At 72.5% G+C, this 25,079-nt stretch carries 25 protein-coding genes; 10 read left to right on the forward strand and 15 right to left on the reverse strand.

Features of this window, described 5'->3' with window-relative positions; genetic code table 11:
- The coding region (locus tag NDW01_RS41975) for a hypothetical protein (RefSeq protein WP_252830253.1) at positions 1-630 on the reverse strand (630 nt) is incomplete at its 3' end.
- A gap of 378 nt (positions 631-1,008) precedes the next feature.
- Here NDW01_RS41975 and NDW01_RS41980 point away from each other — a divergent pair.
- Positions 1,009-1,371: a hypothetical protein gene (locus tag NDW01_RS41980; protein WP_252830254.1), complete on the forward strand. Its 363-nt coding sequence runs from the start codon at positions 1,009-1,011 to the stop codon at positions 1,369-1,371.
- A gap of 47 nt (positions 1,372-1,418) precedes the next feature.
- Here NDW01_RS41980 and NDW01_RS41985 read toward each other — a convergent pair whose 3' ends face one another.
- Positions 1,419-2,489, reverse strand: a complete 1,071-nt coding sequence (locus tag NDW01_RS41985) for an enolase C-terminal domain-like protein (protein ID WP_252830256.1) — start codon at positions 2,487-2,489, stop codon at positions 1,419-1,421.
- Positions 2,486-5,359, reverse strand: coding sequence for an FAD-binding and (Fe-S)-binding domain-containing protein (locus NDW01_RS41990; protein WP_252830257.1), 2,874 nt, complete (start codon positions 5,357-5,359; stop codon positions 2,486-2,488). Before NDW01_RS41990 ends, NDW01_RS41985 begins: the two co-directional genes overlap by 4 nt.
- An 80-nt stretch (positions 5,360-5,439) precedes the next feature.
- On the opposite strand from NDW01_RS41990, the gene NDW01_RS41995 reads away from it, so the two are divergent.
- Positions 5,440-7,224: a thiamine pyrophosphate-requiring protein gene (locus NDW01_RS41995; protein WP_252830258.1), complete on the forward strand. Its 1,785-nt coding sequence runs from the start codon at positions 5,440-5,442 to the stop codon at positions 7,222-7,224.
- Between the two features lie 55 nt (positions 7,225-7,279).
- Positions 7,280-7,465, forward strand: a complete 186-nt coding sequence (locus tag NDW01_RS42000; RefSeq protein ID WP_252830259.1) for a hypothetical protein — start codon at positions 7,280-7,282, stop codon at positions 7,463-7,465.
- 73 nt (positions 7,466-7,538) lie between these two features.
- On the opposite strand, the gene NDW01_RS42005 is transcribed toward NDW01_RS42000, so the two are convergent.
- The 3 genes from NDW01_RS42005 to NDW01_RS42015 form a co-directional block, all read right to left on the reverse strand.
- Complete coding sequence (locus NDW01_RS42005; RefSeq protein ID WP_252778724.1) at positions 7,539-7,700, reverse strand: hypothetical protein; 162 nt, start codon at positions 7,698-7,700, stop codon at positions 7,539-7,541.
- Positions 7,701-7,769: 69 nt separating this feature from the next.
- Positions 7,770-8,582: a GAF domain-containing protein gene (locus NDW01_RS44205; RefSeq protein WP_252830260.1), complete on the reverse strand. Its 813-nt coding sequence runs from the start codon at positions 8,580-8,582 to the stop codon at positions 7,770-7,772.
- A 135-nt stretch (positions 8,583-8,717) separates the two neighbouring features.
- Entirely contained in the window at positions 8,718-9,371 is a 654-nt protein-coding gene (locus NDW01_RS42015; protein WP_252830261.1) for a universal stress protein, read from the reverse strand.
- A gap of 271 nt (positions 9,372-9,642) precedes the next feature.
- Here NDW01_RS42015 and NDW01_RS42020 point away from each other — a divergent pair, with 271 nt between their 5' ends.
- Together NDW01_RS42020 and NDW01_RS42025 are read left to right on the forward strand one after the other, a co-directional pair.
- On the forward strand, positions 9,643-9,858 hold the full coding sequence (locus tag NDW01_RS42020) for a V-type ATP synthase subunit F (RefSeq protein ID WP_252830262.1): 216 nt from the start codon (positions 9,643-9,645) through the stop codon (positions 9,856-9,858).
- 69 nt (positions 9,859-9,927) lie between these two features.
- Positions 9,928-10,665 carry an HAD family hydrolase gene (locus NDW01_RS42025; RefSeq protein WP_252830263.1) on the forward strand — a complete coding sequence of 246 codons (738 nt, stop codon included), beginning with the start codon at positions 9,928-9,930 and terminating at the stop codon, positions 10,663-10,665.
- A gap of 3 nt (positions 10,666-10,668) precedes the next feature.
- On the opposite strand, the gene NDW01_RS42030 is transcribed toward NDW01_RS42025, so the two are convergent.
- Positions 10,669-11,535, reverse strand: coding sequence for a universal stress protein (locus NDW01_RS42030; protein WP_252830264.1), 867 nt, complete (start codon positions 11,533-11,535; stop codon positions 10,669-10,671).
- 195 nt (positions 11,536-11,730) lie between these two features.
- On the opposite strand from NDW01_RS42030, the gene NDW01_RS42035 reads away from it, so the two are divergent.
- Positions 11,731-12,318, forward strand: a complete 588-nt coding sequence (locus NDW01_RS42035; RefSeq protein ID WP_252830267.1) for an Rv1733c family protein — start codon at positions 11,731-11,733, stop codon at positions 12,316-12,318.
- A gap of 77 nt (positions 12,319-12,395) precedes the next feature.
- On the opposite strand, the gene NDW01_RS42040 is transcribed toward NDW01_RS42035, so the two are convergent.
- Together NDW01_RS42040 and NDW01_RS42045 are read right to left on the reverse strand one after the other, a co-directional pair.
- Positions 12,396-13,388, reverse strand: coding sequence for an Acg family FMN-binding oxidoreductase (locus NDW01_RS42040; protein WP_252830268.1), 993 nt, complete (start codon positions 13,386-13,388; stop codon positions 12,396-12,398).
- Between the two features lie 222 nt (positions 13,389-13,610).
- Complete coding sequence (locus tag NDW01_RS42045; protein ID WP_252830269.1) at positions 13,611-14,474, reverse strand: universal stress protein; 864 nt, start codon at positions 14,472-14,474, stop codon at positions 13,611-13,613.
- Between the two features lie 724 nt (positions 14,475-15,198).
- On the opposite strand from NDW01_RS42045, the gene NDW01_RS42050 reads away from it, so the two are divergent.
- Positions 15,199-15,420, forward strand: a complete 222-nt coding sequence (locus NDW01_RS42050; RefSeq protein WP_252830270.1) for a hypothetical protein — start codon at positions 15,199-15,201, stop codon at positions 15,418-15,420.
- Positions 15,421-15,667: 247 nt separating this feature from the next.
- Entirely contained in the window at positions 15,668-16,192 is a 525-nt protein-coding gene (locus NDW01_RS42055; RefSeq protein ID WP_252830271.1) for a RodZ family helix-turn-helix domain-containing protein, read from the forward strand.
- Between the two features lie 145 nt (positions 16,193-16,337).
- Here NDW01_RS42055 and NDW01_RS42060 read toward each other — a convergent pair whose 3' ends face one another.
- The 6 genes from NDW01_RS42060 to NDW01_RS42085 all read right to left on the reverse strand — a co-directional run bounded on the left by NDW01_RS42060 (position 16,338) and on the right by NDW01_RS42085 (position 21,543).
- On the reverse strand, positions 16,338-18,131 hold the full coding sequence (locus NDW01_RS42060; protein ID WP_252830272.1) for a PP2C family protein-serine/threonine phosphatase: 1,794 nt from the start codon (positions 18,129-18,131) through the stop codon (positions 16,338-16,340).
- Positions 18,128-19,156: an ATP-binding protein gene (locus tag NDW01_RS42065; protein WP_252830273.1), complete on the reverse strand. Its 1,029-nt coding sequence runs from the start codon at positions 19,154-19,156 to the stop codon at positions 18,128-18,130. Before NDW01_RS42065 ends, NDW01_RS42060 begins: the two co-directional genes overlap by 4 nt.
- Before the next feature lie 2 nt (positions 19,157-19,158).
- The gene (locus NDW01_RS42070) at positions 19,159-19,581 is read right to left on the reverse strand and encodes an ATP-binding protein (protein WP_252830274.1); all 423 of its coding nucleotides are present in this window, start codon (positions 19,579-19,581) and stop codon (positions 19,159-19,161) included.
- Positions 19,578-19,937, reverse strand: a complete 360-nt coding sequence (locus tag NDW01_RS42075; RefSeq protein WP_252830275.1) for an STAS domain-containing protein — start codon at positions 19,935-19,937, stop codon at positions 19,578-19,580. The genes NDW01_RS42070 and NDW01_RS42075 overlap by 4 nt, the downstream gene beginning before the upstream one ends.
- Positions 19,938-19,951: 14 nt before the next feature.
- Positions 19,952-20,803, reverse strand: coding sequence for an STAS domain-containing protein (locus NDW01_RS42080; RefSeq protein WP_252830276.1), 852 nt, complete (start codon positions 20,801-20,803; stop codon positions 19,952-19,954).
- Between the two features lie 242 nt (positions 20,804-21,045).
- Positions 21,046-21,543, reverse strand: a complete 498-nt coding sequence (locus NDW01_RS42085) for a VanZ family protein (protein ID WP_252830277.1) — start codon at positions 21,541-21,543, stop codon at positions 21,046-21,048.
- A gap of 161 nt (positions 21,544-21,704) precedes the next feature.
- On the opposite strand from NDW01_RS42085, the gene NDW01_RS42090 reads away from it, so the two are divergent.
- Positions 21,705-22,760: a nitronate monooxygenase gene (locus NDW01_RS42090; RefSeq protein WP_252830278.1), complete on the forward strand. Its 1,056-nt coding sequence runs from the start codon at positions 21,705-21,707 to the stop codon at positions 22,758-22,760.
- Positions 22,761-22,965: 205 nt separating this feature from the next.
- On the forward strand, positions 22,966-24,804 hold the full coding sequence (gene recQ / locus NDW01_RS42095; RefSeq protein ID WP_308211887.1) for a DNA helicase RecQ: 1,839 nt from the start codon (positions 22,966-22,968) through the stop codon (positions 24,802-24,804).
- The last annotated feature ends 275 nt before the right edge of the window (positions 24,805-25,079 follow it).

The following is a 25,079-nucleotide window of genomic DNA, read 5'->3' on the forward strand; positions in this document are numbered from 1 at the left end:
GTCCTGCTCGCGCATGCCGAGCATGGCGACCCCGACGTTGCCCAGCATGTCGGCGGTCTCGTGGGTGGGCAGCCCGTCGGCGACGAGCGCCTCCTCCAGCACGTCCCGTGCCGTGCGCTCCTGGCCGGGCAGCAGCGCGAGGGAGCGCCCCAGCCGCAGCCGCAGCCACGCCCGGCGGGCCGGCGGCAGGTCGCCGAGCCGCAGGCCGAGCCGCGCGTACATGGCGCCGCGGTCGCCGCGCCGCTGGTCGATGTTGATGCGGCTCAGCGTGCTGTACGCGTCGGCCTGGGCGCGGATGCTGCCGGAACGCCGGGCCAGGTCGAGGGCGAACACCCCGGTCTGCTCGGCCGCGGTGTAGCGCCGGGAGTCGTACAGCACGCGCGCGGCCTCGCAGGCGAGGTCGGAGGACGCCTCCTGGAGGGGCCGGTCCGACCCGTGGACGGCGGGCCCGACCTTCCGGAGATGGCGCAGCGCCGCGGAGACGACCGGAGTTCCGCCCTGCTGATAACGGTCGTTCGCGAGGCGTTCGGCGAGTTGCCGTACGTAACCCGGATCCTGATAGGGACCGACCTTCGGAGAGGGAACGAACGTGATGGATGCGGCCGCCGCGACGAACTCTCTGCGCCTCACGGGATCGTCCTCCGAAATGGGCGATATGCGTACTTCCCAACCTATGCGACTCAGCAGCCGTTCCGTACGGCCGATTCCGGGATCTCGCATCCCACGGGAGGCCTGGGACACCCAGCTCTGGGACACGCCCAGCTCACGGGCCAGGTCGAGCTGCGACCAGCCACGCAGCCCCATGATCGAACGAAGCGCCTCCGGAAGACCGTGACCGTCCATATTCGCAGAGTAGTGCGCACCGCACTCACCCGGCTACCGTCGCCACCCGGAAGGCGTGCATCATTTCCAGCAAAACGAAGCACCGTTCGAAACAGCCTCATTGACCGGGCGAAACACAGAGAGTCGATGAGCTGTTCGAACACGGCGGTTCCGGAAGGGAACTTCATGGGCGCATGTCCCACTCCCCACCGCGAAGCCCTCGAACACGCGCTCCAGGCCCTCGCCGACGCGGTGACCGGGCTCGGGCTCCACGTCACGTTGACCGGTCCCCTGACCCTGTCGGTGAGCGGTGAGCGGCCCGCACCCGATGAGCCGGGCGGCGACCGGCTCGCCCTGCTCATCGAGCCCGCGGAGCCGCTCACTCAGTCCGTCACGATCGAGTCCCACGACGGCCGGCTCTGGTGGTGCTGGGTGTGGACCGACCCCGGCCGCGACGGGCACGAGTCCGAGCCGATCCGGCCGGTGGAGGAGGTCCAGGAGGTGGCACGGCGCATCCACACCGTGGTGGCCCTGCCCTCCGCCACCTGAGCGCCGCCCTCGGCCGCCCGAGCCGCCGTCTCCGCCCGCGCAGGCGGTCAGCGGACCCGGTAGCGCTCGGCGTCGGCGTGCTTGAAGCGCAGACCGAGGCCCGGCTCGTCCTCGCGCGGGCTGATGCAGCCGCCCTTCGGTGACAGGGCGCCGTCGAAGAGCATCGACTCGATCCGCACGTGGTCGTGGAACCACTCGATGTGCCGGGCGTTCGGGATCGCCGCCATCGCCGCCGCGTGCAGGTGCGGGGCGCAGTGCGCCGACAGGTCCTTGCCGTGCGCGCGGGCGAGACCGGCCACCCGGAGGAACTCGGTGATGCCCCCGACACGGGTGACATCGGCCTGCGGGCAGTCCACGGCGTCGATGATCCGGGTGAAGTACGGCAGGTCGTAGCCGTACTCCCCCGCGGCCACCTCGCACTCGACCGCCCGGCGGACCTCCCGCAGACCGGGCAGGTCGTCGGAGGTGACGGGCTCCTCGAACCACCGCAGGTCCACGTCGGCGGCCCGGTGGGCGACGCGGATCGCCTGCTTGGCAGAGTAGGCGCCGTTGGCGTCGGCGTACAGCTCCACACCGCCGCCGATGACCTCACGGGCGAGTTCGAGGCGCCGCAGGTCACGGCTCTCGTCGCTCCCCCACGACTCCCCGATCTTGATCTTCACCCGCGGGATGCCGAGGTCCCCGGCCCAGTGCCCGAGCTGCTCCCGCGTCCGCACCGCGTCGTACGTGGTGAAGCCACCGGAGCCGTACACCGGCACCTCGGTGCGGACGGCCCCGAGGAGCCGGTGCAGCGGGAGCCCGAGGGTCCGGGCGCGCAGGTCCCACAGTGCGCAGTCGACCGCGGAGATCGCCATCGAGCAGATCCCCGGCCGCCCGGCGTTGCGGACCGCACGGCACATCGCCTCGTGCGACCCCTGGACGTCCTCACTCACCACCGAGGCCAGCTCGGAGGTCACGATGTCGGCGATGGCGGTCGGGCCGTACGTCCAGCCGATACCGGTGCGGCCGTCCGCGCGGGCCTCGACGAGGACCATCGTCGTGGACGTCCACTCGAGGGTGCCGTCGGCCTCGGGCCCGTCGGTCGGGATGGTGTACGCGGTGGCGGTGAGCTCGATCATGTGAGCACCTCGGCCAGGAGTTCGGCGAGGTGGACGGGCCGGGCCGGGGTCCGCTGCTCGATCTGGGTCCGGCAGGAGAAGCCGTCGGCGAGGATCCGGGTGCCGTCCGACGCCTTGCGTACGGCGGGCAGCACGCCCAGCTCGCCCACGCCGACCGACACCTCGTAGTGCCCGCGCTCGAAGCCGAAGTTGCCGGCGAGCCCGCAGCAGCCCTCGTCGAGGACCTCGGCCTGGATCCCGACGCGTTTCAGCAGCTCGCGGTCGGCGTCGAAGCCCCAGATGGCGTGCTGGTGGCAGTGCGGCTGGGCGACGGCGTGGATCCCGGTGCCGGGCGGCGGCGCGGTGACGAACGCCGACGCGCGGTCGAGGAGGAACTCCGACAGCGAGTGCGTCTGCTTCGCGAGCCGCTTGACGTCCTCCTCCCCGGACAGCAGCTCCGGCGCGTCGGAGCGGAAGACGGCCGAGCAGCTGGGCTCCAGCCCGATGACGGGCACGCCCCGGCGCAGCCGCGGCGCGAGGGCGCGGACCGTACGGCGCAGCACCCGTGCGGCCGTGCCGAGCTGTCCGGTCGAGATCCACGTCAGCCCGCAGCAGAGCGGGACGGGCGGCACCTCGACGCGGAACCCGGCGGCCTCCAGCACGCGCACGGCGGCCTTGCCGGCGTCGGGATGGAAGTTGTTCGTGAAGGTGTCCGGCCACAGCACGACCGGGTCGCCGTCCCCCTGGGATCCGCGCCGGGCGAACCAGTCGGTGAAGCGCTCCTTGGCGAACCGCGGCAGGTCACGGCGCTGGTCGATGCCGCCGGCCCACTTGACGACCCGGTTCAGGCCGGGTGCGTGCGTCACCGCGTTGACCAGGCCGGGCGCCGCCGAGGCCAGCCGCGCCGACAGGGGCAGCCAGCCCATCGAGTAGTGCTCGCGCGGGCGGAGCCGTCCCTCGTAGTGGTGCGACAGGAACTCGGCCTTGTAGGTCGCCATGTCGACGTGGACGGGACACTCCCCGCGACAGCCCTTACAGGCCAGGCACAGGTCCAGAGCGTCGTTGACGTCCTCGGACCGCCAGCCATCGGTGATCGTCTCGCCGCGCATCATCTCCATGAGGACGCGCGCGCGGCCCCGCGTGGAGTGCTCCTCCTCGCGGGTCACCCGGTAGCTCGGGCACATCACGCCGCCGGAGGAGGACCGGCACTTGCCGATGCCGACGCACCGGGCGGCGGCGTGGGTGAACCGGTGGTGGTCCTCCGGGTACGAGAAGTGGGTCCGGGGCTCGGACGGGTTGTAGTCGAGGTGATCGAGGTTCTCGTCGAGCCGGTACACGCGCCGGCCGGGCGGGGCGGCGACCTTGCCCGGGTTCATCCGGTCGTCGCGGTCGAAGATCTGCTTGTACCGGCCGAACAGCGCCACGACCTCGTCGCCGAACATGATCGGCAGGAGCTCGGCGCGGGACTGGCCGTCGCCGTGCTCGCCGGACAGCGAGCCGCCGTAGGAGGCCACCAGCCGGGCCGCCCGCTCGACGAACCTGCGGTACTTGCCGACCCCGTCCGGGTCCTCCAGGTCGAAGGCGATGCGCGTGTGCACGCAGCCCTGCCCGAAGTGCCCGTACAGCGACGCCTGCCCGTAGTCGAACTCGTTCAGCAGCTCCCGGAAGTCGCGCAGGTAGTCGCCGAGCCGGTCGGGCGGGACCGCTGCGTCCTCCCAGCCCTCATGGGTGTCGGGATGGCCCGGCGGGTACGCGGTCGCGCCGAGGCCCGCCTCGCGGATCTTCCACAGGCGCTCCTCCTCGCCGGGGTCGTCCAGGAAGGCCACGTGCGGGTCGTGCTCGGTCCCCTTCAGGTCCTTGATCATGCGCTCCGCGCGCTCGTCGGCCTCCTCGCGGGTGTCGCCGCCGAAGCGGACCATGAGCCAGCCCGACCCCTCGGGCAGCCCCTCCAGGGCCTGCTTGCCCGCGACGTTCTCGGCGCGGGCGATGTCGATCAGCGTCTCGTCGAGGCCCTCCAGCGCGAGCGGCTTGTAGCTCGCGACCTTGGGGATCGCGTCGCCGGCGCGGAAGATGTCGGGGTACCCCAGGACGGCGAGCGTCTGGTAGTTCGGCACCGGGAACAGCTCGATCTCCGCGTGCAGCACGGTGACCAGGGTCGACTCGCTGCCGACCAGCGCCCGTGCCACGTTGAAGTGGTTCTCCGGGAGCAGGGAGTCGAGGTTGTAGCCGGAGACGCGGCGCGGGATGTCCGGGTACCGCGTGCGGATCAGCGCGAGGTTGTCGTCGACCAGCTCGCGCATCGCGCGGTAGATCTCGGCGCGGCGGCCGCCCTCGGCGAGGATCTTCTCGTACTCCTCGTCGGAGGTCTCCCCGACCCACATGCGTACGCCGTCGTAGGTCAGCACCTCCAGGCGGACGACCGAGTCGGCCATCTTGCCGTACGCCTGCGCGGTCGCGCCGCAGGAGTTGTTGCCGATCATCCCGCCGATCGTGCACGTGGCATGAGTGGACGGCTTCGGTCCCACCTGCAGCCGGTGCGGGGCCAGCAGGTCGTTCAGGTCGTCCAGGCAGATCCCCGGCTGTACGAGCGCCCGCCGTTCCTCCTCGTCGAGCCGGATGAGGTTGTTGCAGTACTTGGACCAGTCGATGACCACGCCCTCGTTGCAGCACTCTCCGGCCAGGCTGGTCCCTCCGCCCCGCGAGAACACCGGCGCCCCGTGCTCCCGGCAGACCTGCACCGCCTCGACGGCGGCGTCCACATTGTGGGGCACCACCACCCCGATCGGCGTCTGCCGGTAGTTGGAGGAGTCATGGGAGTACGCCGCGCGCGAGCCCGCGTCGAACCTGACCTCCCCGTCGACCCGCGCTTCGAGATCTCGCTGAAGGCTCATAGGAGTCCGGTTACCCGCTCGGCAGGTTTCAACCGCGTGCGCCGGGAACGGCATTTCTAGCAACCGCACGAGGAGGAGAGATGACGCGCACTGTCGCCGACCACCTGCTGGAACGCCTCCGCGAGTGGGGCGTGGAATACCTCTTCGGGTATCCGGGAGATGGCATCAACGGCATCGTCGCGGCCCTCGAGCGGGCGGACGACAACCCGAAGTTCATCCAGGCCCGTCACGAGGAGATGTCCGCCTTCGAGGCCGTCGGGTACGCCAAGATGAGCGGGAGGCCCGCCGTCTGCATGGCGACCAGCGGGCCGGGCGCGATCCACCTGCTGAACGGCCTGTACGACGCCAAGCTCGACCACGTCCCGGTGGTCGCGATCGTCGGGCAGACGGCCCGGTCGGCGATGGGCGGCAACTACCAGCAGGAGGTCGACCTGCTGTCGCTGTTCAAGGACGTCGCGAGCGAGTACGTGCAGATGGCGACCGTCCCGGCGCAGTTCCCGAACCTGCTGGACCGCGCGATGCGCATCGCGATGGACGAGCGGGCCCCGACGGCGATCATCATCCCGTCCGACCTGCAGGAGGTGGAGTACGAGCCGCCCGCGCACGCGTTCAAGAACGTCCCGTCCAGCGCCCCCGGCTACACGCCGCCCGTCACCGTCGCGCCGTCCGAGGAGATCGAGCGGGCCGCGGAGGTGCTCAACGCCGGGGAGCGGGTCGCCATCCTCATCGGGCAGGGCGCCCGCAGCGCCGCCGCGGAGGTGCACGAGGTCGCCGAGCTGACCGGCGCCGGCGTGGCCAAGGCGCTGCTCGGCAAGGACGTCCTGCCGGACACCCTGCCGTACGTCACCGGCTCCATCGGCCTGCTCGGCACCCGGCCGTCGTGGGAGCTGATGCGCGACTGCGACACGCTGCTCATCGTCGGGTCGAACTTCCCGTACACCCAGTTCCTCCCCGACTTCGGTCAGGCGCGCGCCGTCCAGATCGACATCGACGGCAAGCTGATCGGGATGCGCTACCCGACCGAGGTGAACCTCGTCGGTGACGCGGCCGAGACGCTGCGGCAGCTCATCCCCCACCTGAAGAAGAACAAGAACCGGTCCTGGCGCAAGAAGGTCGAGAAGAACATCGAGCGGTGGTGGGAGACCGTCGAGCGCGAGGCCATGGTCGACGCGGATCCGATCAACCCGATGCGGCTCTTCTACGAGCTGAACGACCGGATGCCGAAGAACGCCATCCTGACCGCCGACTCCGGCTCGGCGGCGAACTGGTACGCCCGCGACCTGAAGCTTCCGTCGGGCGTCCGGGGCACGCTGTCCGGCACGCTCGCCACGATGGGTCCCGGCGTGCCGTACGCCATCGGCGCGAAGTTCGCCCACCCCGACCGGCCCGCGATCGCGTTCGTCGGCGACGGGGCCATGCAGATGAACGGCATGGCCGAGCTGATCACGATCAAGCGCTACGCCGAGCTGTGGGAGGACCCGCGGCTGATCGTCGCGGTGCTGCACAACAACGACCTGAACCAGGTCACCTGGGAGCTGCGGGCGATGGGCGGCGCCCCGAAGTTCGTGGAGTCGCAGGCGCTGCCCGAGGTGTCCTACGCCGGGTTCGCCAAGATGATCGGCCTGGAGGGCATCCACGTCGACAAGCCCGACGAGATCGGGCCCGCCTGGGACCGCGCGCTGAGCGCGGACGGGCCGGTCCTCCTCGACGTCCGGTGCGACCCCGACATCCCGCCGATCCCGCCGCACGCGGAGTTCTCCCAGATCAAGGACATGGCCGAGGCCGTACTCAAGGGCGACGAGGACCGGGTGGGCATCGTGAAGAAGGGCATCAAGACCAAGATGCAGGAGTTCATCCACCGCTGATCGCGGGTCGGCGCACCGATCCGAGACCCCGCACCACCGACCCGTGGAGGTATCCATGGATTCCGAGCAGCACGAGACGCCCGACCACGAGGGCGGCCGGCAGGAGAACAGCGCGGCGCGCCTGTCGGAGCAGGCCGCCGAGCACGTCGGACGCGACTACGACTCCACCCAGGACGCCTTCGTGCGCGAGCAGCGCAAACAGGGCAAGCCCGAGGACGAGGAGGACGTGTCTCCGCGCTGAGCCGAACCGATCGAAGCGCCGGCGCGGGCCCCGCGAGGGGCCCGCGTCGGCGTTCGGCGTTCCGGGTCGCGTTCTAACCGTGGTCCGCGCGCTCGGATCGGCGCGGTCCGGTCTCCACCTCGCGTCTGACCTCTCGCTCGGCCCGCCGCCGGGCCTCGGCGAAGTAACGCTTGGGATCACGGATCATGCGCTCCGACCGATCGTCGGAGTCCTGCACGACGATGTCGTCCGCCATATCCACTCCCTCCCTATCCGCAAGTGTCGGTGCCCTCAGGGCGAAGGTCAATCCGGATCACCGACCGGTTCACCGGACGACCCTGAGCAGCCCCTCGTCGGGCGCGCCGTAGGCCAGCGCGTCCGCGAGCAGGCCGGCCAGCAGCCGCACGAACGGCACCTCCGCCTCGGTCACCCCGGCGACGTCGATGGCGTCGACGGTCAGGATCCCGAACGCCCGCTGCCCGGCGACGACCGGCACCGCGACGAACGAGCGGTACCCGTGCTGTGCCGAGCCGTGCCACCCCGGCGGAGGGTCGGCCTCCACGTCCAGCGACACGACGTGCTGGTTGTGCCGGATCATCGCGAACACCGAGTCGCCCTCGACCGTGCCCTCCTCGAAGACCGTCACCGGCTCGTCCGCGCGCCCGGCGTACTGCGCGGGTTCCAGCTTGCGCGGCTTTCCCGGGGCGAACCGGAACCAGCAGGCCCGCACGCGCTCGGCGTCGATGAGGTGCGCCGCCGAGTCGAGGATCATCGGGACGGTGGCCTCCCGCAGGTTGCCGCGCTCCTGGCGGGTCGCGGCGGTCGCGATGCGGCCGATCTGCCGGACGATCGGGTCCAGCGCGTCGTTCATCGTCACCCGCATCTCGACCGCGGCCTCGATGGCGGCCTGCTCGGCCTCCTTGCGCAGGCGTTCCTTGCGGATCTGCTCGTATCCGGGGACCGCGGCGCCCACCACGCTCATGACGATGCTGAGCGCGATCCACCAGGGTTTGAGGGCGCCGCCGTCACCGGCCTCGGCGCCCGAGAGGGCGACCAGGCCGACGGATGCGACGCTGACGCCGGTGGTGAGGTAGATGCGTCTGGCGGGACGCCGGTTGCTCCTGGGAGGTAGCCGCACCCACCGCAGATTAGGCGATCTTCGGCGGATTCGCTTGACCTACGGTCACGAGGCCGGTCATCGGCCCGGGACCGGTTCGCGCGAGCGGCACGAGCTCACGAACGGCGCGACCCCACGAACGGCGCGGCCTCCGGCTCAGCCGGGAGGCGCGCGGACGACGGCGACCGGGCAGTGCGCGCGGTGGACGACGGCCTGGCTCACCGAACCGAGCAGCATGCCGCTCAACCCGGCGCGCCCCCGTGACCCGATCACGAGCAGCTCCGCGCCCGCGGACTCGTCGATCAGGATCCGGCTCGCCAGGCCGGCGCGGACGACCATTCGCACGTCCGGGCGCTCGCCGGCGAGCCGCGTGAGCGCGGCCTCTCCCGCCTCCCGGTCCTCCTCACGGTCGACGGCGTGAACGAGGGTGAGCCCGCACTCGCGGTCGTCCGCCTCGGCGAAGGCGAACCGGATCGCCGCCTCCGACAGCGCGGTCCCGTCCACGCCGGCCACGACCCGGCCGGTCGACGGTCCCGGCGCGGCGTCGGGCAGTCCCGGGCGAATGACGACGACCGGTACGTCGGCGCGGACCGCGACCTCCATGGCGGTCGAGCCGGTGGCCAGGCGGGACATCGCCAGGAATCCCGTGGAACCGACGACGATCATCGCGGCGTCGGCTGCCTCGGCGAGCAACCGGTCCGGCTCCCGTCTCGGCAGCACCCGTACGACGACGCCGCGGCGGCCCGCCTCTTCGATGGCCCAGACGACGGCCTCGTCGCCGGAGGGCGTCCCGTCGACATAGGCGATCACGGGCCCTGTCTCGTCGGGGGTACGGGAGCCGCTCACCGCCTGTGAATTCCACCCCTCCGGCGCACTAAGCGGGACAAAGGTCCTTTTTCGGGCACCCGGCCGCCCCTGTCCCGGGGCCACCTCGCCTTCGGACCATGAGGGAGCGCCTCGCGCCGGTCGCCGACCGGGCGGCCCGCCCGGCCCGGCACCCGCGGGCGGCCGGAGCCCTCCTCGACCTCCCGGCAGGGGATGAGACGGCCAATTAAGGGAAGACCCAAAGGAAAGGCATCAGATGGCCGAAATCGCGATCATCGGAGAAGGGGCCAAGGTCACGGGCTTCGGCCTCGCCGGAGCGATCGTCCTGCCCGCGGAAGAACCGGAGGCCGTCCGCGCCGCGTGGCGGTCCCTCGGCACAGACGTCGCCATCGTCATCCTGACCGCGCGGGCGGCACGCGTCCTGGACGGCGAGCCGTCCTCATGGCCGCTCACCGTCGTGATGCCGCCATGACCGGCCGCACACTCGCCGCGGGCGGGCGGTCGTGGAGCCGGAAGGACCGCGCGAGAGGGGGAGAACGGCATGCGGACCACAGCCCACGAGCGCGTACGGGGTGACATCGCGGCGGTGATATTCGGTGTGGACGGCGTCCTCGTCGACACCGCGCGTGCGTCGGGCACGGCCTGGAAGGCCGTGCTCGATCCGTTCCTGCGCTCCCACGCCGCCGTGTGCGAAGTGGAGTGCAGGTACTTCGACGCGGTCACCGACTACCGCCGGTACATGCAGGGGCGCACCACGATCGACGGCCTGCGGGAGTACCTCACGGCGTGCGAGATCCCCCTGTGCTTCGACGCCCTGCGGGGCCTGAGCGCGCGTCATGAGGAGGTGTTCCTCACGATCGTCCGCCGGCTCGGCGTACGGGCGTTCGCCTCCTCGGTCGGCGTCGTCCACGCGGTCCGCCTGCACGGGGTGCGCACGGCGGCCGTCTCCGCCACCCGGTACGCCGCCGAGCTGCTGCGCAGAGCGGGCCTGGCGGGACTGTTCGACGTCCGTCTGGACGCGCTCGATCCAATCGAGATCCATCCCGCGACGGCGGACCTCTGCCTGCTGCTCGAGGCGGCGCGGCGGATGGGGACACCTCCGGCGCGGACCGCCGTCATCGAGGAGAACCTCGCCGCCGTCCGGGCCGCGCGGCGCGGCGGATTCGGCCTCGTCATCGGGGTCGACCGGGGCGGCCGATCCCTCCTGCTGCCCGAGTACGGAGCGCAGCAGGTGATCACCGACCTGTCCGAGCTCATGCTCGGGGCACCCGTCGCCTGATCTTCACCTGCGAGGGCGTACGACCGCGACCGAGCACGGAGCGTGGACCAGAACGGCGTGGCTCACCGAGCCCAGCCGGAGCCCCGGGAGACCTCCGAGCCCGCGATCCCCCACGACGAGCAGCCCGGCGTCGGTGGCGGCCTCCAGCAGCGCGTGACGCGGCGTCCGCATGACCAGCCTTGTCTCCGTCTCGACGGACGGGTATTTCTCCCGCCACGGGCACACCGTGCGCTCCAGCCGGGCGGCGCTGAGCATCCGGAGCTGCTCCGGGTCCCGCAGCATCCCCATCTCGGCCGAGGCGATGGCCTCGGGCTCCCAGCAGGCGAACACCGCCCGTATGGGCCGCCGCCGCAGGACCGCCTCCTCGTACGCGAACGCCAGCGCGGCCTCGGCGGCGGGCGAGCCGTCCACGCCGACGACGATGGGACCGTCGGGCTCCGGGTCCTCGCGCATCACCAGGACCGGGCAGTGGCCGTACGCCGCCAGGTGCAGCGCCGTCGATCCGGCTCCGAGGCCGACGAACCCGCCCCGCCCGTGCGAGCCGACGACCGCCAGCGCGGCGTTCTCCGACTCGTCGATGAGGACCGCCGAGGCCGGGCCCGTCGCGAAGCGCGGCCGCACCATCAGCGCCGGGCACAGCCGCTCGGCGATGAACACCCCGTGGTCGAGGGTGTGCCGCCCCATCTTCCGCGCCGTCTCCAGCGCCTCCGGACCCGAGGGCGAGACCGGATACGGCCAGTGCCAGGCGTGGCAGACGGTGAGCGGCAGCCGACGGGCCCGCGCCTCCTCGGCCGCCCGGCGCAGCGCGCGCTCCGCCCCCGGCGAGCCGTCGAAGCCGACCAGGACGTGACTGCCATCGAAGCTCGTCATGGGACCTTCCCCCTACTCTCGGGACCGGCTCGGACGGCTACTGAAAGCCAACCGCGCCTGGCCTTCGGCGGGCAGAGGCAAAAGCCCGCGGAGGGGAAGGACTCTCGGTCTTTCAGGCCAGGACCAGAGACCCTCCCCATTTTCATGCGAGGACGCCTAACCTGCGGGTAGAGGTGGCCGTGATGGAGGTGTCCCATGCGTGCACTCACGATCCAGGTGCTGGGCTGCATCCGTTACCTGCGCCCGGACCGCAATCCTCTGCGGCGTCCGCTCGACCGGCTCCATTCCCGCCTCGTGGCGGTGCTCGGGGCCCTGTTCCTGATCACCGGTGTGATCGCCTCCGCGCTCATGATCCACTTCGTTGCCGGCGCCGGGGTTCGGGCGGAGCACCGCCAGGCGCAGTCCCGGTACCAGGTCGACGCGGTGGTGACGGCCACCGGCGCGGCGGCGTCGAGGAACGGCGTGGAGCAGGAGACACGGCTGCGCTGGCGCGACCGGACAGGCCACTGGCACAGCGGCGGCATCGTTCCCGCCGGCGACGACCGCGTCGGCGCCCACCGCCGCGTCTGGATCAACCAGGCGGGCGAGCTCACGGCCCGGCCCCGTACACACGCCCAGACGCTGACCGACACCACTCTGGCGGTGTTCGCCGCGCTGACCTCGCTAGCGATCCTGCACGCCGGCGCGTACGCCGCGGTCAACCGCCGGCTGGAGCGCCGGCGCATGGCCCTGTGGGAGGCGGCGTGGACCGCCACGGCTCCCCGCTGGACCGGACGCGCCTGACCGGACCAGCCCCTCCTTCCGCGACGCGCTGACCGTCCCGCCGGCGCGACCGGCGCGGTCCGGCCCGGTGTGATGTCTCAGAGCTCGCCCACCACCACGTCGGCGGCCGGTCGGCGGACGCTGCCGAACTCATCGTCCGCCACCCCGAAGCGCATCATCATCTGCGGGTACGTGCCGTCGCAGAACCGCGTCCGTACGAACTCCCGCAGCTCCGGGACCTCCAGCGCCTGAGTGTGGAACGCGGCCGACACGTCGTCCTCCGTGGCCCGCAGCAGGGCCCGTTGCAGGGCCTGACCCGCCCGCAGCCAGTCGTCCCGGCCGTCCCCCGTGGTCGTCAGGACGGCGACGACTCCGGTGGCCTCCCGCCGTTCGCCGCCGACCAGGCCCCAGCCCTGACCGCGGGCGAAGTCCCGGCCGGCGAAATACGGATCGGTGTGGTCGGGATCGCGCGGGTAGGCCGTCTCGTGCACGCCGTCCAGCCGTTCGCTGCAGGGCGTGGGCGCCCAGCGGGCCACCTCCGCGACGAACGCCGGGTCCATGCACTGCACCTGCTCGGCCACCTCGGAGAGCGCGGCGAGCGCGACGCGCACGCGCGGGTCCGCCACGATCCGCAGGAAGGCGTTCTCGGCGCACGCGTGAGCGCGGAGGGATTGCAGGAGGCCGACCGGCAGCGCACCGGCCCGGAAACCGCCGCGATGGGTGCGCCGCCGCTTGATCTGGTCGTACATCCGGCGTTCCTCGTCGGTGACGGGCCGCGGCTCCCCCATGGTCACGTCGGCGATCAGCCCCGGCCGGTCCGGGTCGGAGGCCATCCGCACCTCCGGCATCCGCCCGAGACGGCGTACGGCGAGCCGCAGCGTGAACAGCGCGGCACCGCAGCTGATCAGCATCTCCCGGCCCTGCGGGTCCGCAACGTCCAGCCGGCGTTCGGCGTCGGCGTGCAACGTGACCGTCCGGCCATGGGTCTCGAACCACCAGGGCTGGGTGTTGTGCGCCGACGGCGCCCACACGGCGGCATCGACGAGCAGGTGCGCGACCGTCTCGCGCTCCGGGGCGTTCGCGGAATCCATCCTTCTCTCCTCCTGTACTCCACGGCCTGTGCGCCACCGGCGGACCGCCCGAGCCGGGGAGCACGGCCGCCGGCCGGGCTCCCGGCGGGACGAAGCGTGCGCCGGGAGACCTCCTGGGCGGAGCGGGTTCCCAGGGGGCGGGCTCCCGGAGGCGGGTGCAGGCGCCGGGGGCGGGCGCCGTCGCCATCCCCCGGGCGGTGCGGGGCGAGGGCACGGAGACCGTCACCGGGCGGCCGGTACCACCGCCAGCGGGCATTTCGCCCGGTGCAGCAGCGCGTGCGAGACCGAACCGAGCAGCAACCCCGTGAATCCGCCCCGGCCGCGTGTCCCCACCACCAGCAGCTCGGCCCCCTCGGCGGCCTCGGTGAGCACGCGCCCGGCGCGTCCGTGCACCGCCTCCGGGATCACCTCGACGTCGGGGCACTTCTCCCGCCAGGGCGTCAGCGCCTCCTCGATCCGCCGCAGCTCGTCCTCCGCCATCGCCTGCGGGTCGTACACGAGCGGCCGGATGTCGCCCGGAGCGGTCGAGGCGGGGTGCCACCACGCGTGCACCACCCGCAGGGGCGCGCTCCGCAACGCCGCCTCCTCGAACGCCAGGGCGATCGCCGACTCTCCGCTCGCGGCCGTGTCCACCCCGACCACGACCCCCCGCCGCTCCCCCGGTTCCAGGCTCCGGACCACGACGACGGGCACCTGCGCGTGCGCGACCACCTGCAGGGTCGTCGAACCCAGCACGAGGCCCGCCGCGCCCATCCCGCTTCTGCCCAGCACCAGCATCGTCGCCCGGCCCGCCCGCTCCAGGAGCATCCGGGTCGCCGGGCCCGGCACCAGCTCACCCTCGACCGCCACACCGGGCTCCCGTTCACACGCGGCCGCGACCGCCTCGTCGACGACCGTGCCGCCCTGGGACAGCAGCCACGTCCGTATCGAGGCGAAGCGCGGATCGACCGGCGTCTCGTACAGCCACGGCGCGACGGCGTGGAGGATCCGCAGGGGCAGGGCCCGGCGGACCGCCTCCTCGGCCGCCCAGCGCACGGCGGCCGTGCCGCTGTCGGACCCGTCCGTTCCCACGAGGACCTGGTTCACGGGTCGCCTCCTCTCGTGCCCGTGGCGCTCACCGGCGGTCGCCATGAGGCTTCACGTTCAGGACACCCGGCGGAGGCCGTGGCCCCCAAGGGCGGAAGGTCCCTGACAGGCTCCCGTTGGTCCCGACGGGGGAACGGACGGCGTCCGGCCCCGCGGTCCGGCGGAACACGGCCATAACGTGACCAACCTCGCTTGGCATGGCACTGGCACGCGTTTGCCGTGCATGGCCGGCCGAAACCCGGCGCATGAGGATTTCATTGTGCCGACCGTCCTGGGCGATTCCCGCGCGCGGTCATCCGATTATCGGGCCGTGCCGGGCTATGCGCCCGATGACGGCGGTGGCGACGACCATTTACGGGAACGGGACGCCGACCCCCGGCCCCGTACGGCATCGGCGTCCAATCATCCCGCCCGGGCCCGGACCGACGACGGAATCCGCCTCGCCACCGACCCCATCAGCATGTTCTGCACACAGGACGAGGGTCCACGACCCGCGCACTTCACCCCTTCCTCCGTGAATCTAAAAGCAGCCATATCTGCCCATTAAAGGGCAGATATATGGCATGGAGGACGAGAGTCAATTATCGCCATATATGCGCTTTTCGGGTTGGTTCCGGCGGTCCGGGGATATGGTGTTGTTTGTGGCGAACGGACCGAAATAGTCCAATTGCCGGGCGTGATCGAGAATCGACACGCCACGCGCCGACCCAAGGAGGTTCTTCAGATGAGGATTCCGAAGCGGATGGCACTCGGCATCTCCGGCCTGGCCTTTGCGGGAGCGACCGCCCTCACGCTGGGCGCCGCCGCACCGGCCGGCGCCCAGACGATGAGCGTCGCACCCCAGCAGGCACAGCTCCTGCCCAGCTGCGGCGGCGGCTGGGGCTGGGGCGGCGGCTTCGGCTGCTGGGACCTGTGCTGGTGCGGCTGCGACGACGGCTGGTTCTGAGCACCGCAGGCGCTAGCACGCCAGTGATCGCGCCGGGCTAGTCCCGCTCGGCCAGTCGCGCCGGACCGTCGCGGCCGGCAAGGGGTCTCGCACCCGAGAGGTGCGGGACCCCTTCGCGTGCGCGGACTACGGAGAACATGAAACTTACTCACAAGTAAGTTGACGGGCATTACGGGCTTGTTACAGATAAGTAAGAGGCCCGGGTCAAGTTCCCCCCGCTAGGTTCCCGGGCCGGAAGGAGCCCGCCATGAACATCTCCCTGGGCCGGCGCGCGGCCACCGCCGCCACGGTCATCGCCCTCGGCGGCCTCGGCGTCGTCGCGGCGCAGGCACCGGCCGGCGCGTCGACGTTCTCGACCTCCTACACCTGCAACTCGATCCTCGGGACCCAGAGCATCAGCGTGAACGGGACCGCCACGGCCACGCCGAACCCGGCCAAGGTCAACACCTCCGTCCACGCCACCGTGCACGTCGTGACCACCCTCTCGTCCCCGCTGACGATCAACTCCTGGAGCGCCACCCTGACCGCCGACGTGAGCGGCGCGCAGACCGCGTCCTTCAACCTCACCGGGTCCGGCGGGTCGATCCCCGCCAACCAGCCCGTCACCGCCGACGTCGCCGGCAACTGGACCCCGACCGCGGTCGGGACCGACCAGTTCCAGGGCGGCAACCTCAGCATCAAGGCGAACGTCGCGATCTTCGGGAACATCACGGCCACGTGCACCCCGAACAGCCCGCGCCCCGTCGCCGAGACGCTCACCGTCACCTCCTGACCCCGCCCGACCGGCAACGGCCCCGCACCCGTTGGGTGCGGGGCCGTCTCGGTCTCCGTCCCGCGGCGCGGAACCGTCTCGGTCGGTCCGCGCTGCGAGGCCGTCTCCGTCCGGCCGGTCGTGTGGCGCGGGGCGGTCGCGTCCGTCAGACCTCGGTCGCGCCGTCCCGGCACGCCAGGGCCGGGTCCGCGTCGAGGATTTCGGCGACGGCGGGCTCAGGCAGCGCCCGGAAGATCAGAAGGCAGGTGTCGTCCTCTCGGACGCTGTCGCTCAGCATCGCGTTGAGCACGCTGTCGGCGATGTGGTCGAGGTCCCCCTCGGCCGACCGGAACGCCGCGGCGAGGCGTTCGATGCCGTGGTCCAGGCTGGCGTCGCGGCGCTCGATCAGGCCGTCGGTGTAGAAGATGACGGCGCATCCCGGCGTCAACCGGGTGCCGTGCTCGGTGATCCTTGCCTTCTCGAACGGCATGCCGAGCAGGAAGTCATGACCGTCCAGCACGGTCACCGAACCGTCCGGTGCGCGCAGCAGCGGCGGCGGGTGGCCGGCGTTCGACCAGCGCAGGCGGCCGTCGGGCGACAGGTGGGCCAGCACGGCGGTGGCCAGGTCCTCGGGCTGCAGGTGGGAGAGCATCCGGTGCATACGGGTCAGCACCTCCCCAGGGCCTTCGGCGTCCATCGCGTAGGCGCGCAGGGCGGTGCGCAACTGGCCCATGAGCGCCGCCGCCTGCAGCCCGTGCCCCGTGACGTCGCCGACGGCGACGATCACGTCACCGTCCGGGCGCTCGAACGCGTCGTACCAGTCGCCGCCGACGTTCAGCCCCGCCTCGGCGGGGAGGTAGCGCGCGGTGAACTCCAGCCGCGCGGCCGGCGGCAACTTGGTGAGCATGGCGCGCTGCAGGCGTTCGGCGACGTCGCGTTCGTGCTCGTAGCGCAGCGCATTGTCGATCGCCGCCGCGGTGAGCCGCGCCAGCTCCCGGAACATGGCGATGTCCTCGGTGCCGAACGACGCCGCGGCGGCCCGGGCCTCCAGGACGCCCAGCGTGACCCCGTGGGAGATCAGCGGAAGGGCCAGGAGCGGCTCCCGCCCCGGCCGGCCGTCGAGGTCTCCACCGGCGTCCGTGTCGCCGCGGGCCACGGTGACCGGCTGGACCCGGCCGCTGACATAGGCCTTCTCGACGTACGGCGAGGGCGTTCCGGCCGGCGCGGGCGCTCCGGCGGACACCGCGGCAGCCGGCGCGGGCGTTCCGGCGGACACCGCGGGCGCTCCGGCGGACGGCGCGGGCGGTGCCGGGTACGGCTCCAGCGGCCCGGACCCGCGTACCAGCCACACCGTCACCGCCGAGGCATAGCGGGGGACGGTGAGGGAGCGCAGCCGGGCCAGGACCGTTTCGTGGTCCAGGGACTCCGACAGGGTCGACCCGGCGTGGGCGAGGAACGCCAGCCGGGACCGGGCCGCGTCGGCGGCCGCGCGGGCCGTGCGCTCGGCGCGGAGGGAGCGCTGCTGCAGTTCGCTCGCCTCGCGCAGCCGCTCGGTGTTCTCGGCGAGCTCCGCGTGCAGCGCGACGACGCCCTTGTTGGTCTGCTCCAGTTCCTTCTGCGACCACTCGACCAGGGTCTGCAGCTCGATCAGGTGATCGAGCAGCGCGGTCCCGGCCTGGGCGGGCGTGCCGTCGATCGGCCGGGGGCCCGTGCCCACGGCGGCCAGAGTGATCGTACGCTCCGGCGGCGTCCCGCCCTTGATCACCGCCATCAGCCGGTGCTCCTCGGCGATCAACTCGAACATGCCGCCGGGATGGTGATCCCGCAGCGCACGGGCGACGTCCGCGAGGAACCGCGCGCGTTCGTCGGCCGCCACTCCCAGCCGGACCGCGGCGTCCGCGACACAGGCCAGCGCCGCACCGGCCTCCGTGACGGGTCCGTCGTAGATCCGCTGCCTCATCGAGTGCCCCTGTCCGTCGGGGTTCTGACCACCACCACGGTGGCGTCGTCGTTGCCGCGATTGGCGTCCCGCCAGATCAGCGCGGCGAGGACGGCGGGGTGGTGACGGTCGGCCTGCGGATAGTCCTCCAGCCGCCAGCGACCGTTGATCCCGTCGGTGTGCAGGACGAGCAGCGCGGGATCGGTCCAGTCGGCCGAGTCGAGCCGGTGGGAGCGGGCGGGGACTCCGGCACCGAGAATGCCGGGCACACTCAGGAGCGTACGCCCCTCGCGAGGCGGGTGGAGACGGCCGGCGACGTTCCCGACGCCTCCGTAGGTCAGCCTGCGGGCCCAGCCGTCGACCTGTGCCACCCCCGCCGCCGCTCCCCTGGTCGTCCGCAGACCGGTGTCGATCTCGCGCAGCAGCCGGGCGACGTCGGTGACGGTGTGCCGCCCGGCGACGTCGAGGGCCGCCTGCCGGGCCTCCGCCGCGGCGGGGCCGTGCCCGAGTCCGTCGACGACCACGACGGTCAACCGGTCGCCCTCCCAGGCGACCCCGTACCCGTCGCCCACCGCCGACTCCGCGGGGTGCGGGGTGAGCACGCCGCCGACCTCGATCCCGTCCGCGCCGCCCGCGGCGGCGGCGCCGACCCGGGCCAGCACCACCGTCCCCTGCCCCGGCCGGCTGTAGAGGTCGAACTCGGTTGCCGCCCGGCGGCACGTGCCCAGTCCGCCGCCGAGAGACGACGTCGTCGTGTACCCGTCGGTCATCGATGCGGGAACGTCGGGGATGCCCGGGCCACGGTCGACGGCGATCAGCTGGACGACGCCGTGCTCCGACGCGGACACCAGCAGCCGGCCGCCGTACGCGTGCTTGACGAGATTGGTGGCGAGCTCGGCGGCGAGCAGCTCGCAGCGGGCCGTGGACCTCGCGTCGAGCCGGGCGACCCGGGCCGCGGACGTGCCCGCGGCGACCGCCCCGTGGACCTGGCTCTCGTCGGACACGGGGATGTTCCACCCCGCGCCCACCTGCACGCGGAGGCTCACCGTCAGACCCTCCGTGCTCCGCGCGGCCACGCCGTGACGGTGACCGTCGTCCCGCGGCCGGGGCCGGTGTCGATGGCGAACTCCTGGACGAGCCGGCGCGCGCCGCCGAGCCCGAGGCCCAGCCCGTGGCCCGTGGTGTACCCGTCGGACAGCGCCGTCTCCACGTCGGCGATGCCCGGCCCCTCATCGCGGAACCGCAGTCGGATGCCCTTTCCCTGGGGCCGTTCCAGCATCGTGATCTCCAACCGGCCGCCTCCCCCGTGCACCAGGGTGTTCCGGGCGAGTTCGCTGGCGGCGGTGACGACCTTGGTCTGCTCGACGAGGCTGAAGCCGGCCGCCACGGCGGCCTCGCGGACCGCCTGGCGGACACCGGCGATCTCCAGGTCACTGGTGATCGGCAGGGACATCACGGCCGCGGTGGTCATGGGCTTACCTCGCCGGCCTCGAGGAGCGTGAGGGCGTCCTCCAGCGACCTGGTGGTGTGCAGGCCCGGCAGGCCGAGCCCCATCTCCACCATGGTGATCGCCACGGACGGCCGCATCCCGCACACGACGGTACGCCCCGCCAGGATGCGCGTCGCCGCGGCGATCTCCGCCAGGACGCGGGCGAGGAAGGAGTCCACGATCTCCACCTGCGAGATGTCGATGATCACACCGCGGGTCCCCGCCGCGGCCATCCCCGTCAGGTCCTGCTGCAGCGCGACCGCGAGGGAGTCGGTGAGCTCCTGCTGGAGGCTCGCCAGCAGGACCTCGCCGAGCCGGTGCACGGATACGCGTTGCATGCCGGTCCCCGCGTTCACGCCCGGCCGACGCTGGTGCCGACCTGGGCGAGGGCCCATTCCAGCGCGTCGGCCAGCGTGGCCCGGGTGGTGATGTCGCCCAGGTCGATGCCGAGCTGGACGATGGTCTGGGCGATCTGGGGGCGGATTCCGCTGACCACGCACCGGGCGCCCATGAGGCGTACGGCCAGCGCGGTCTTCATCAGATGCTGGGCGACCACCGTGTCGACGAGCGGCACTCCGGTGATGTCCAGGATCGCCACGGTGGCGCGCTCGTCGACGATCGCCTCCAGCAGCGTCTCCATGACCACCTGCGTACGGGCGCTGTCGAGCGTACCGATCAGCGGGACCGCGACCACCCGGTCCCAGAGTTTCAGGACCGGCGTGGCGATCTCGCTCAGCTGCTGGCGCTGCCGGGCCACGATCGCGCCCTCGTCGCTCAGGGAGATCTCCATGCCGACGAGCCGGACCGTTCCCATGAGGTCCGTCGCGGCGATCAGCGCCGCACCCCGGTTGACGTCCGCGAGCTCACGGCCGACCATCGCGATCACCGGCCGTTTGAGCTCGGCGACCTCCCCCGCCACCTGCAACGGGCCCGCCCCGGCCTGGGAGCGCGCGGCGATCACCTGGGCCAGGAGCGCACGCACCTGGTCGAGCGCGGGAACGGTGACGTCGTCCATCCGTCCGTCCCGCGCCACCTCGGTGAGGGCGTCGACCAGGCCGTGGGCGGCGTTCACGGCAATGTCGCGGCCGGAGGTGTACACGGCGCGGAAGAGCGCGAGGTCCGCCCACTGCTGCGCCAGTTGTTCTCTCCGCGCCCGCAGGAACTCCGCGACCGCGGCGGCGCCGCTGCTCTCGGCTACCGTCACTTCATTCTCCTCCGGTTCCTCAGTGATGGACTCGTGATCGGCGGTCCGCCATGCCGAGCGGTCGCGACCCTGGTCAGGATCTCGCCGCCGAAGGATTACGGGACCGGACCGAGTACCTCCGGAAGAGCCGACACGGATCGGCCGCCCCGGGGCTCACGTCTCGGGTGACGGCCTTGGTTGTCACCCGACAATCTTAGAAGGAGTCACAGGCGGGTAACGAAACCCCACCGTGCTCCGCCGGGTCAACCCGGATGCGCCCAGCGGCCGACCCTGCGGCCGACCAGGAGGTAGGCGATGACCGCGCCCGCCGTGTTGAGGATCACGTCGTCGACGTCGAAGCTGCGTCCGGTGATCAGCAGTCCCTGGACCGCCTCGATCGCCAGGGAGATCAGGCCCACCGTAAGGGTCAGGCGCACGATGCCGCGAAGACCACCGAAGAGGACGGGCAGCAGCACGCCGAGCGGCATCAGGAGCGTCAGGTTGCCGCCGATCTCCAGGACCGCCTCCTTAATGCTCGGCCGGTCGAGATAGAAGCGCAGCGTGGCTCCCGGATGCGGGTTGTCGTGCACCTGCCCGCTCGCGCCGGGCACCGGGCGCAGGGTCAGCCGGGCGAGCGCGACGGCGAAGACCACGGCCACCGCCAGGGCGACGAGGACCCACGACCAACGTATGAGTCGCGCGGTGAAGGGTCGGGAGGCCTTGGCCTCCTCCGTACCGCGCCGCTTCGCGACGACCTGCATCTGCGCCTTCCTCGGGGCCACTGACGGGGACGTGCGCACCGATACCCGTCAGATCCCCGTATATGCGCCCGGCCGGTGAAGCGGGTCCCGAGCACCGTACGATGGTTCGTTCACCGGATCCGCGGCCGGTCCGCCCGGCCCACGTCGAGCGGAGGACGGGGATGATCCTCGACGAACTGCCCGTGCCGATCGTGCTGGCTCCGCTGGCCGGAGGCCCGTCCACGCCCCGGCTCACCGCGGCGGTCAGCGAGGCCGGGGGGCTGGGGTTCCTCGCCGCCGGCTACCTCACCACCGACGCCCTGCGCACCCGGCTCGACGAGACGCGCGCCCTCACCCGCCGGCCGATCGGGGTGAACCTCTTCGTGCCCGGCCGTCCGACGGCCCCCGAGACCGTCGCGCGGTACACCGCCGGGCTCGCCGAGGAGGCCGCGCGCGCGGGCGCCGACCTCGGGGAGCCCCGGTTCGAGGACGACGAGTGGCCGGCCAAGCTCGCCCTGCTGGCCGCGTCGCCCGTCCCGGTGGTGTCGTTCACCTTCGGCTGCCCGTCCGCCGAGGTCGTCGAGCGGCTCCACCACGTCGGCAGCGAGGTCTGGGTGACGGTCACCCGTGAGGACGAGGCCGTCCAGGCGGTGGCCGCCGGCGCCGACGCGCTCGTCGCCCAGGGCGCGGAGGCGGGCGGGCACCGGGGCTCCTTCGTCGACGACCCCGCCGACCGCGGCGAGGGGATCGGGCTGCTGTCCCTGCTGCAGCTCCTGCGGGGCGCCGTCGACGTACCGCTGGTGGCCTCCGGCGGCATCGTCACCGGCGCGGGGATCGCGGCCGCGCTGGCCGCGGGAGCCGTGGCCGCGCAGCTCGGCACGGCGTTCCTGCGCTGCCCGGAGGCCGGCACGTCCGCGGTGCACCGGCGGGCCCTGGCCTCAACGACCCCGACCGCGATGACGCGGGCGTTCACCGGACGCCTCGCGCGGGGGATCCGCAACCGCTTCCTCGAACGGCACAGCGACGACGCCCCGGTCGCCTACCCCGAGATCCACCACGTCACCGCGCCGCTGCGGCAGGCCGCGCGCGCCGCGGACGACCCCGATCTGGTGAACCTGTGGGCCGGTCAGGCGCACGCCCTCACCCGGGAGCTCCCCGCGGGTGAGCTCGTCGGCCTCCTCGCCGCGGAGACCGACGCGTCGCTGACGGCCGCGGCCGCCCGTCTGCGGCGCTCCTGACGGGGCCGGGCGGGACACGACGTCCACCGCCGCGTCTCGCCCGGGCGGGCACGACGTCCACCGCCGCGTCTCGCCCTGGCGGGCACGTCCACCGCCGCGTCCCAGCCGGTACGGGAGCGTCCATCCGGAGGTCACTTAACCCCGGTCGTCCACAGGGGGCGGATTCCGGGCACGGTGAGACGGTGGTTGCCCGTAGGGTGACGGGGTGGCTTTCTCCGAACCGATGAGCGAGGCGTCCGAGGTCCTGCGGCGGGTCTTCGGCTACGAGGAGTTCCGAGAGGGCCAGCAGGAGATCATCGAGCACGTCGTCGCCGGCGGGGACGCGCTGGTGCTCATGCCGACCGGCGGGGGCAAGTCGCTCTGCTACCAGATCCCCGCGCTCGTACGGAAGGGCGTCGGCGTCGTCGTCTCGCCGCTCATCGCCCTGATGCAGGACCAGGTCGACGCGCTGCGGGCCCTCGGCGTGCGCGCGTGGTTCCTCAACTCCACCCAGGACCCGGACGAGCGGCGCACGGTCGAGGCGGCGTTCACGGCGGGCGAGCTGGACCTGCTCTACCTCGCGCCGGAGCGGCTGCGCCTGGAGTCGACGCTGCGGCTGCTGGACCGGGCCGACATCTCGCTGTTCGCGATCGACGAGGCGCACTGCGTGGCGCAGTGGGGGCACGACTTCCGGCCGGACTACCTGGCGCTGTCGGTGCTGCACGAGCGCCGGCCCGACGTGCCCCGGATCGCGCTGACCGCCACCGCCACCCCGGCCACGCACCAGGAGATCACGGCGCGGCTGAGCCTGGGGGACGCCCGTCACTTCGTGGCGAGCTTCGACCGGCCGAACATCCAGTACCGCATCGTGCCGAAGCGGGAGCCGAAACGGCAGCTGCTGGAGTTCCTGCGCACCGAGCACCCGGGTGACGCGGGCATCGTCTACTGCCTGTCCCGCGCTTCGGTGGAGAAGATCGCCGCCTTCCTCGTGGACAACGGCGTGACCGCCCTGCCGTACCACGCGGGGCTCGACCCGGCCGTCCGCGCGGCGAACCAGGCGCGCTTCCTGCGCGAGGACGGCATCGTCATGGTCGCCACCATCGCGTTCGGCATGGGCATCGACAAGCCCGACGTGCGCTTCGTCGCCCACCTCGACCTGCCCAAGTCCGTCGAGGGCTACTACCAGGAGACCGGCCGCGCCGGGCGGGACGGCCTGCCGTCCACGGCCTGGATGGCGTACGGCCTGCAGGACGTCGTCCAGCAACGCAAGCTCATCGACGGGTCCGAGGGGGACGCGGCGCACCGGCGCCGGCTCGCCGGCCACCTCGACGCGATGCTGGCCCTGTGCGAGACCGTCGAGTGCCGCCGCACCCAGATCCTCGCCTACTTCGGGCAGGAGGCCACCACGTGCGGCAACTGCGACACCTGCCTGTCGCCGCCGGAGTCGTGGGACGGCACGGTCGCCGCGCAGAAGGTCCTGTCGACCGTGGTGTGGCTCGACCGCAAGCACCGTCAGAAGTTCGGGGCGGGTCACATCGTCGACATCCTGCTCGGCAAGAAGACTCCCAAGATCATTCAGAACGACCACGACACCCTGAGCGTGTTCGGCGTCGGCGCGGACCTGAGCGACGCCGAGTGGCGCGGCGTCGTCCGGCAGCTCCTGGCCCGTGGGCTGCTGGCCGTGGAGGGCGACTACGGCACGCTCGTGCTCACCCACGCCAGCGCGGCCGTGCTGCGCGGAGAGCGGCAGGTGCCCATGCGACGCGAGCCGGCGCGTACGGCGACGAAGACGGCGAAGGCCGCCAAGGCCGGCCGCGCGGCAGCCGCCGACCTGCCCGAGGAGGCCCTTCCGGTCTTCGAGCGGCTGCGCGCCTGGCGCGCCGCCACCGCGAAGGAGCAGGGGGTCCCCGCGTACGTCATCTTCCACGACGCGACGCTGCGCGAGATCGCCACCCGCGCTCCGGGCTCCCTCGGCGAGCTGTCCTCCGTGAACGGCGTCGGCGAGAGCAAGCTGGCCAAGTACGGGCAGCAGATCCTCGACGTCCTCGCCGCCCCCCAGGACTGAGCAACGATCCCGTTCACCGGGGACGCCGGGTCAGGCGGCGCCTCGCGGACCGCCGCCGCACACGCACCGGACACTCCGTACGAGCCCGGACCCCGCACCGCCTGACCGCCGGGCCGGGCCGCCGGCGCACTCACCGGCCGCCCCGCGCCCGTACGAGCCCGGACCCCGCACCGCCTGACCGCCGGGCCGGGCCGCCGGCGCACTCACCGGCCGCCCCGCGCCCGTACGAGCCCGGACCCCGCACCGCCTGACCGCCGGGCCGGGCCGCCGGCGCA

The sequence above is a fragment of the Actinoallomurus soli genome, assembly GCF_024055715.1.
Taxonomy (GTDB): Bacteria; Actinomycetota; Actinomycetes; order Streptosporangiales; family Streptosporangiaceae; genus Actinoallomurus; species Actinoallomurus soli.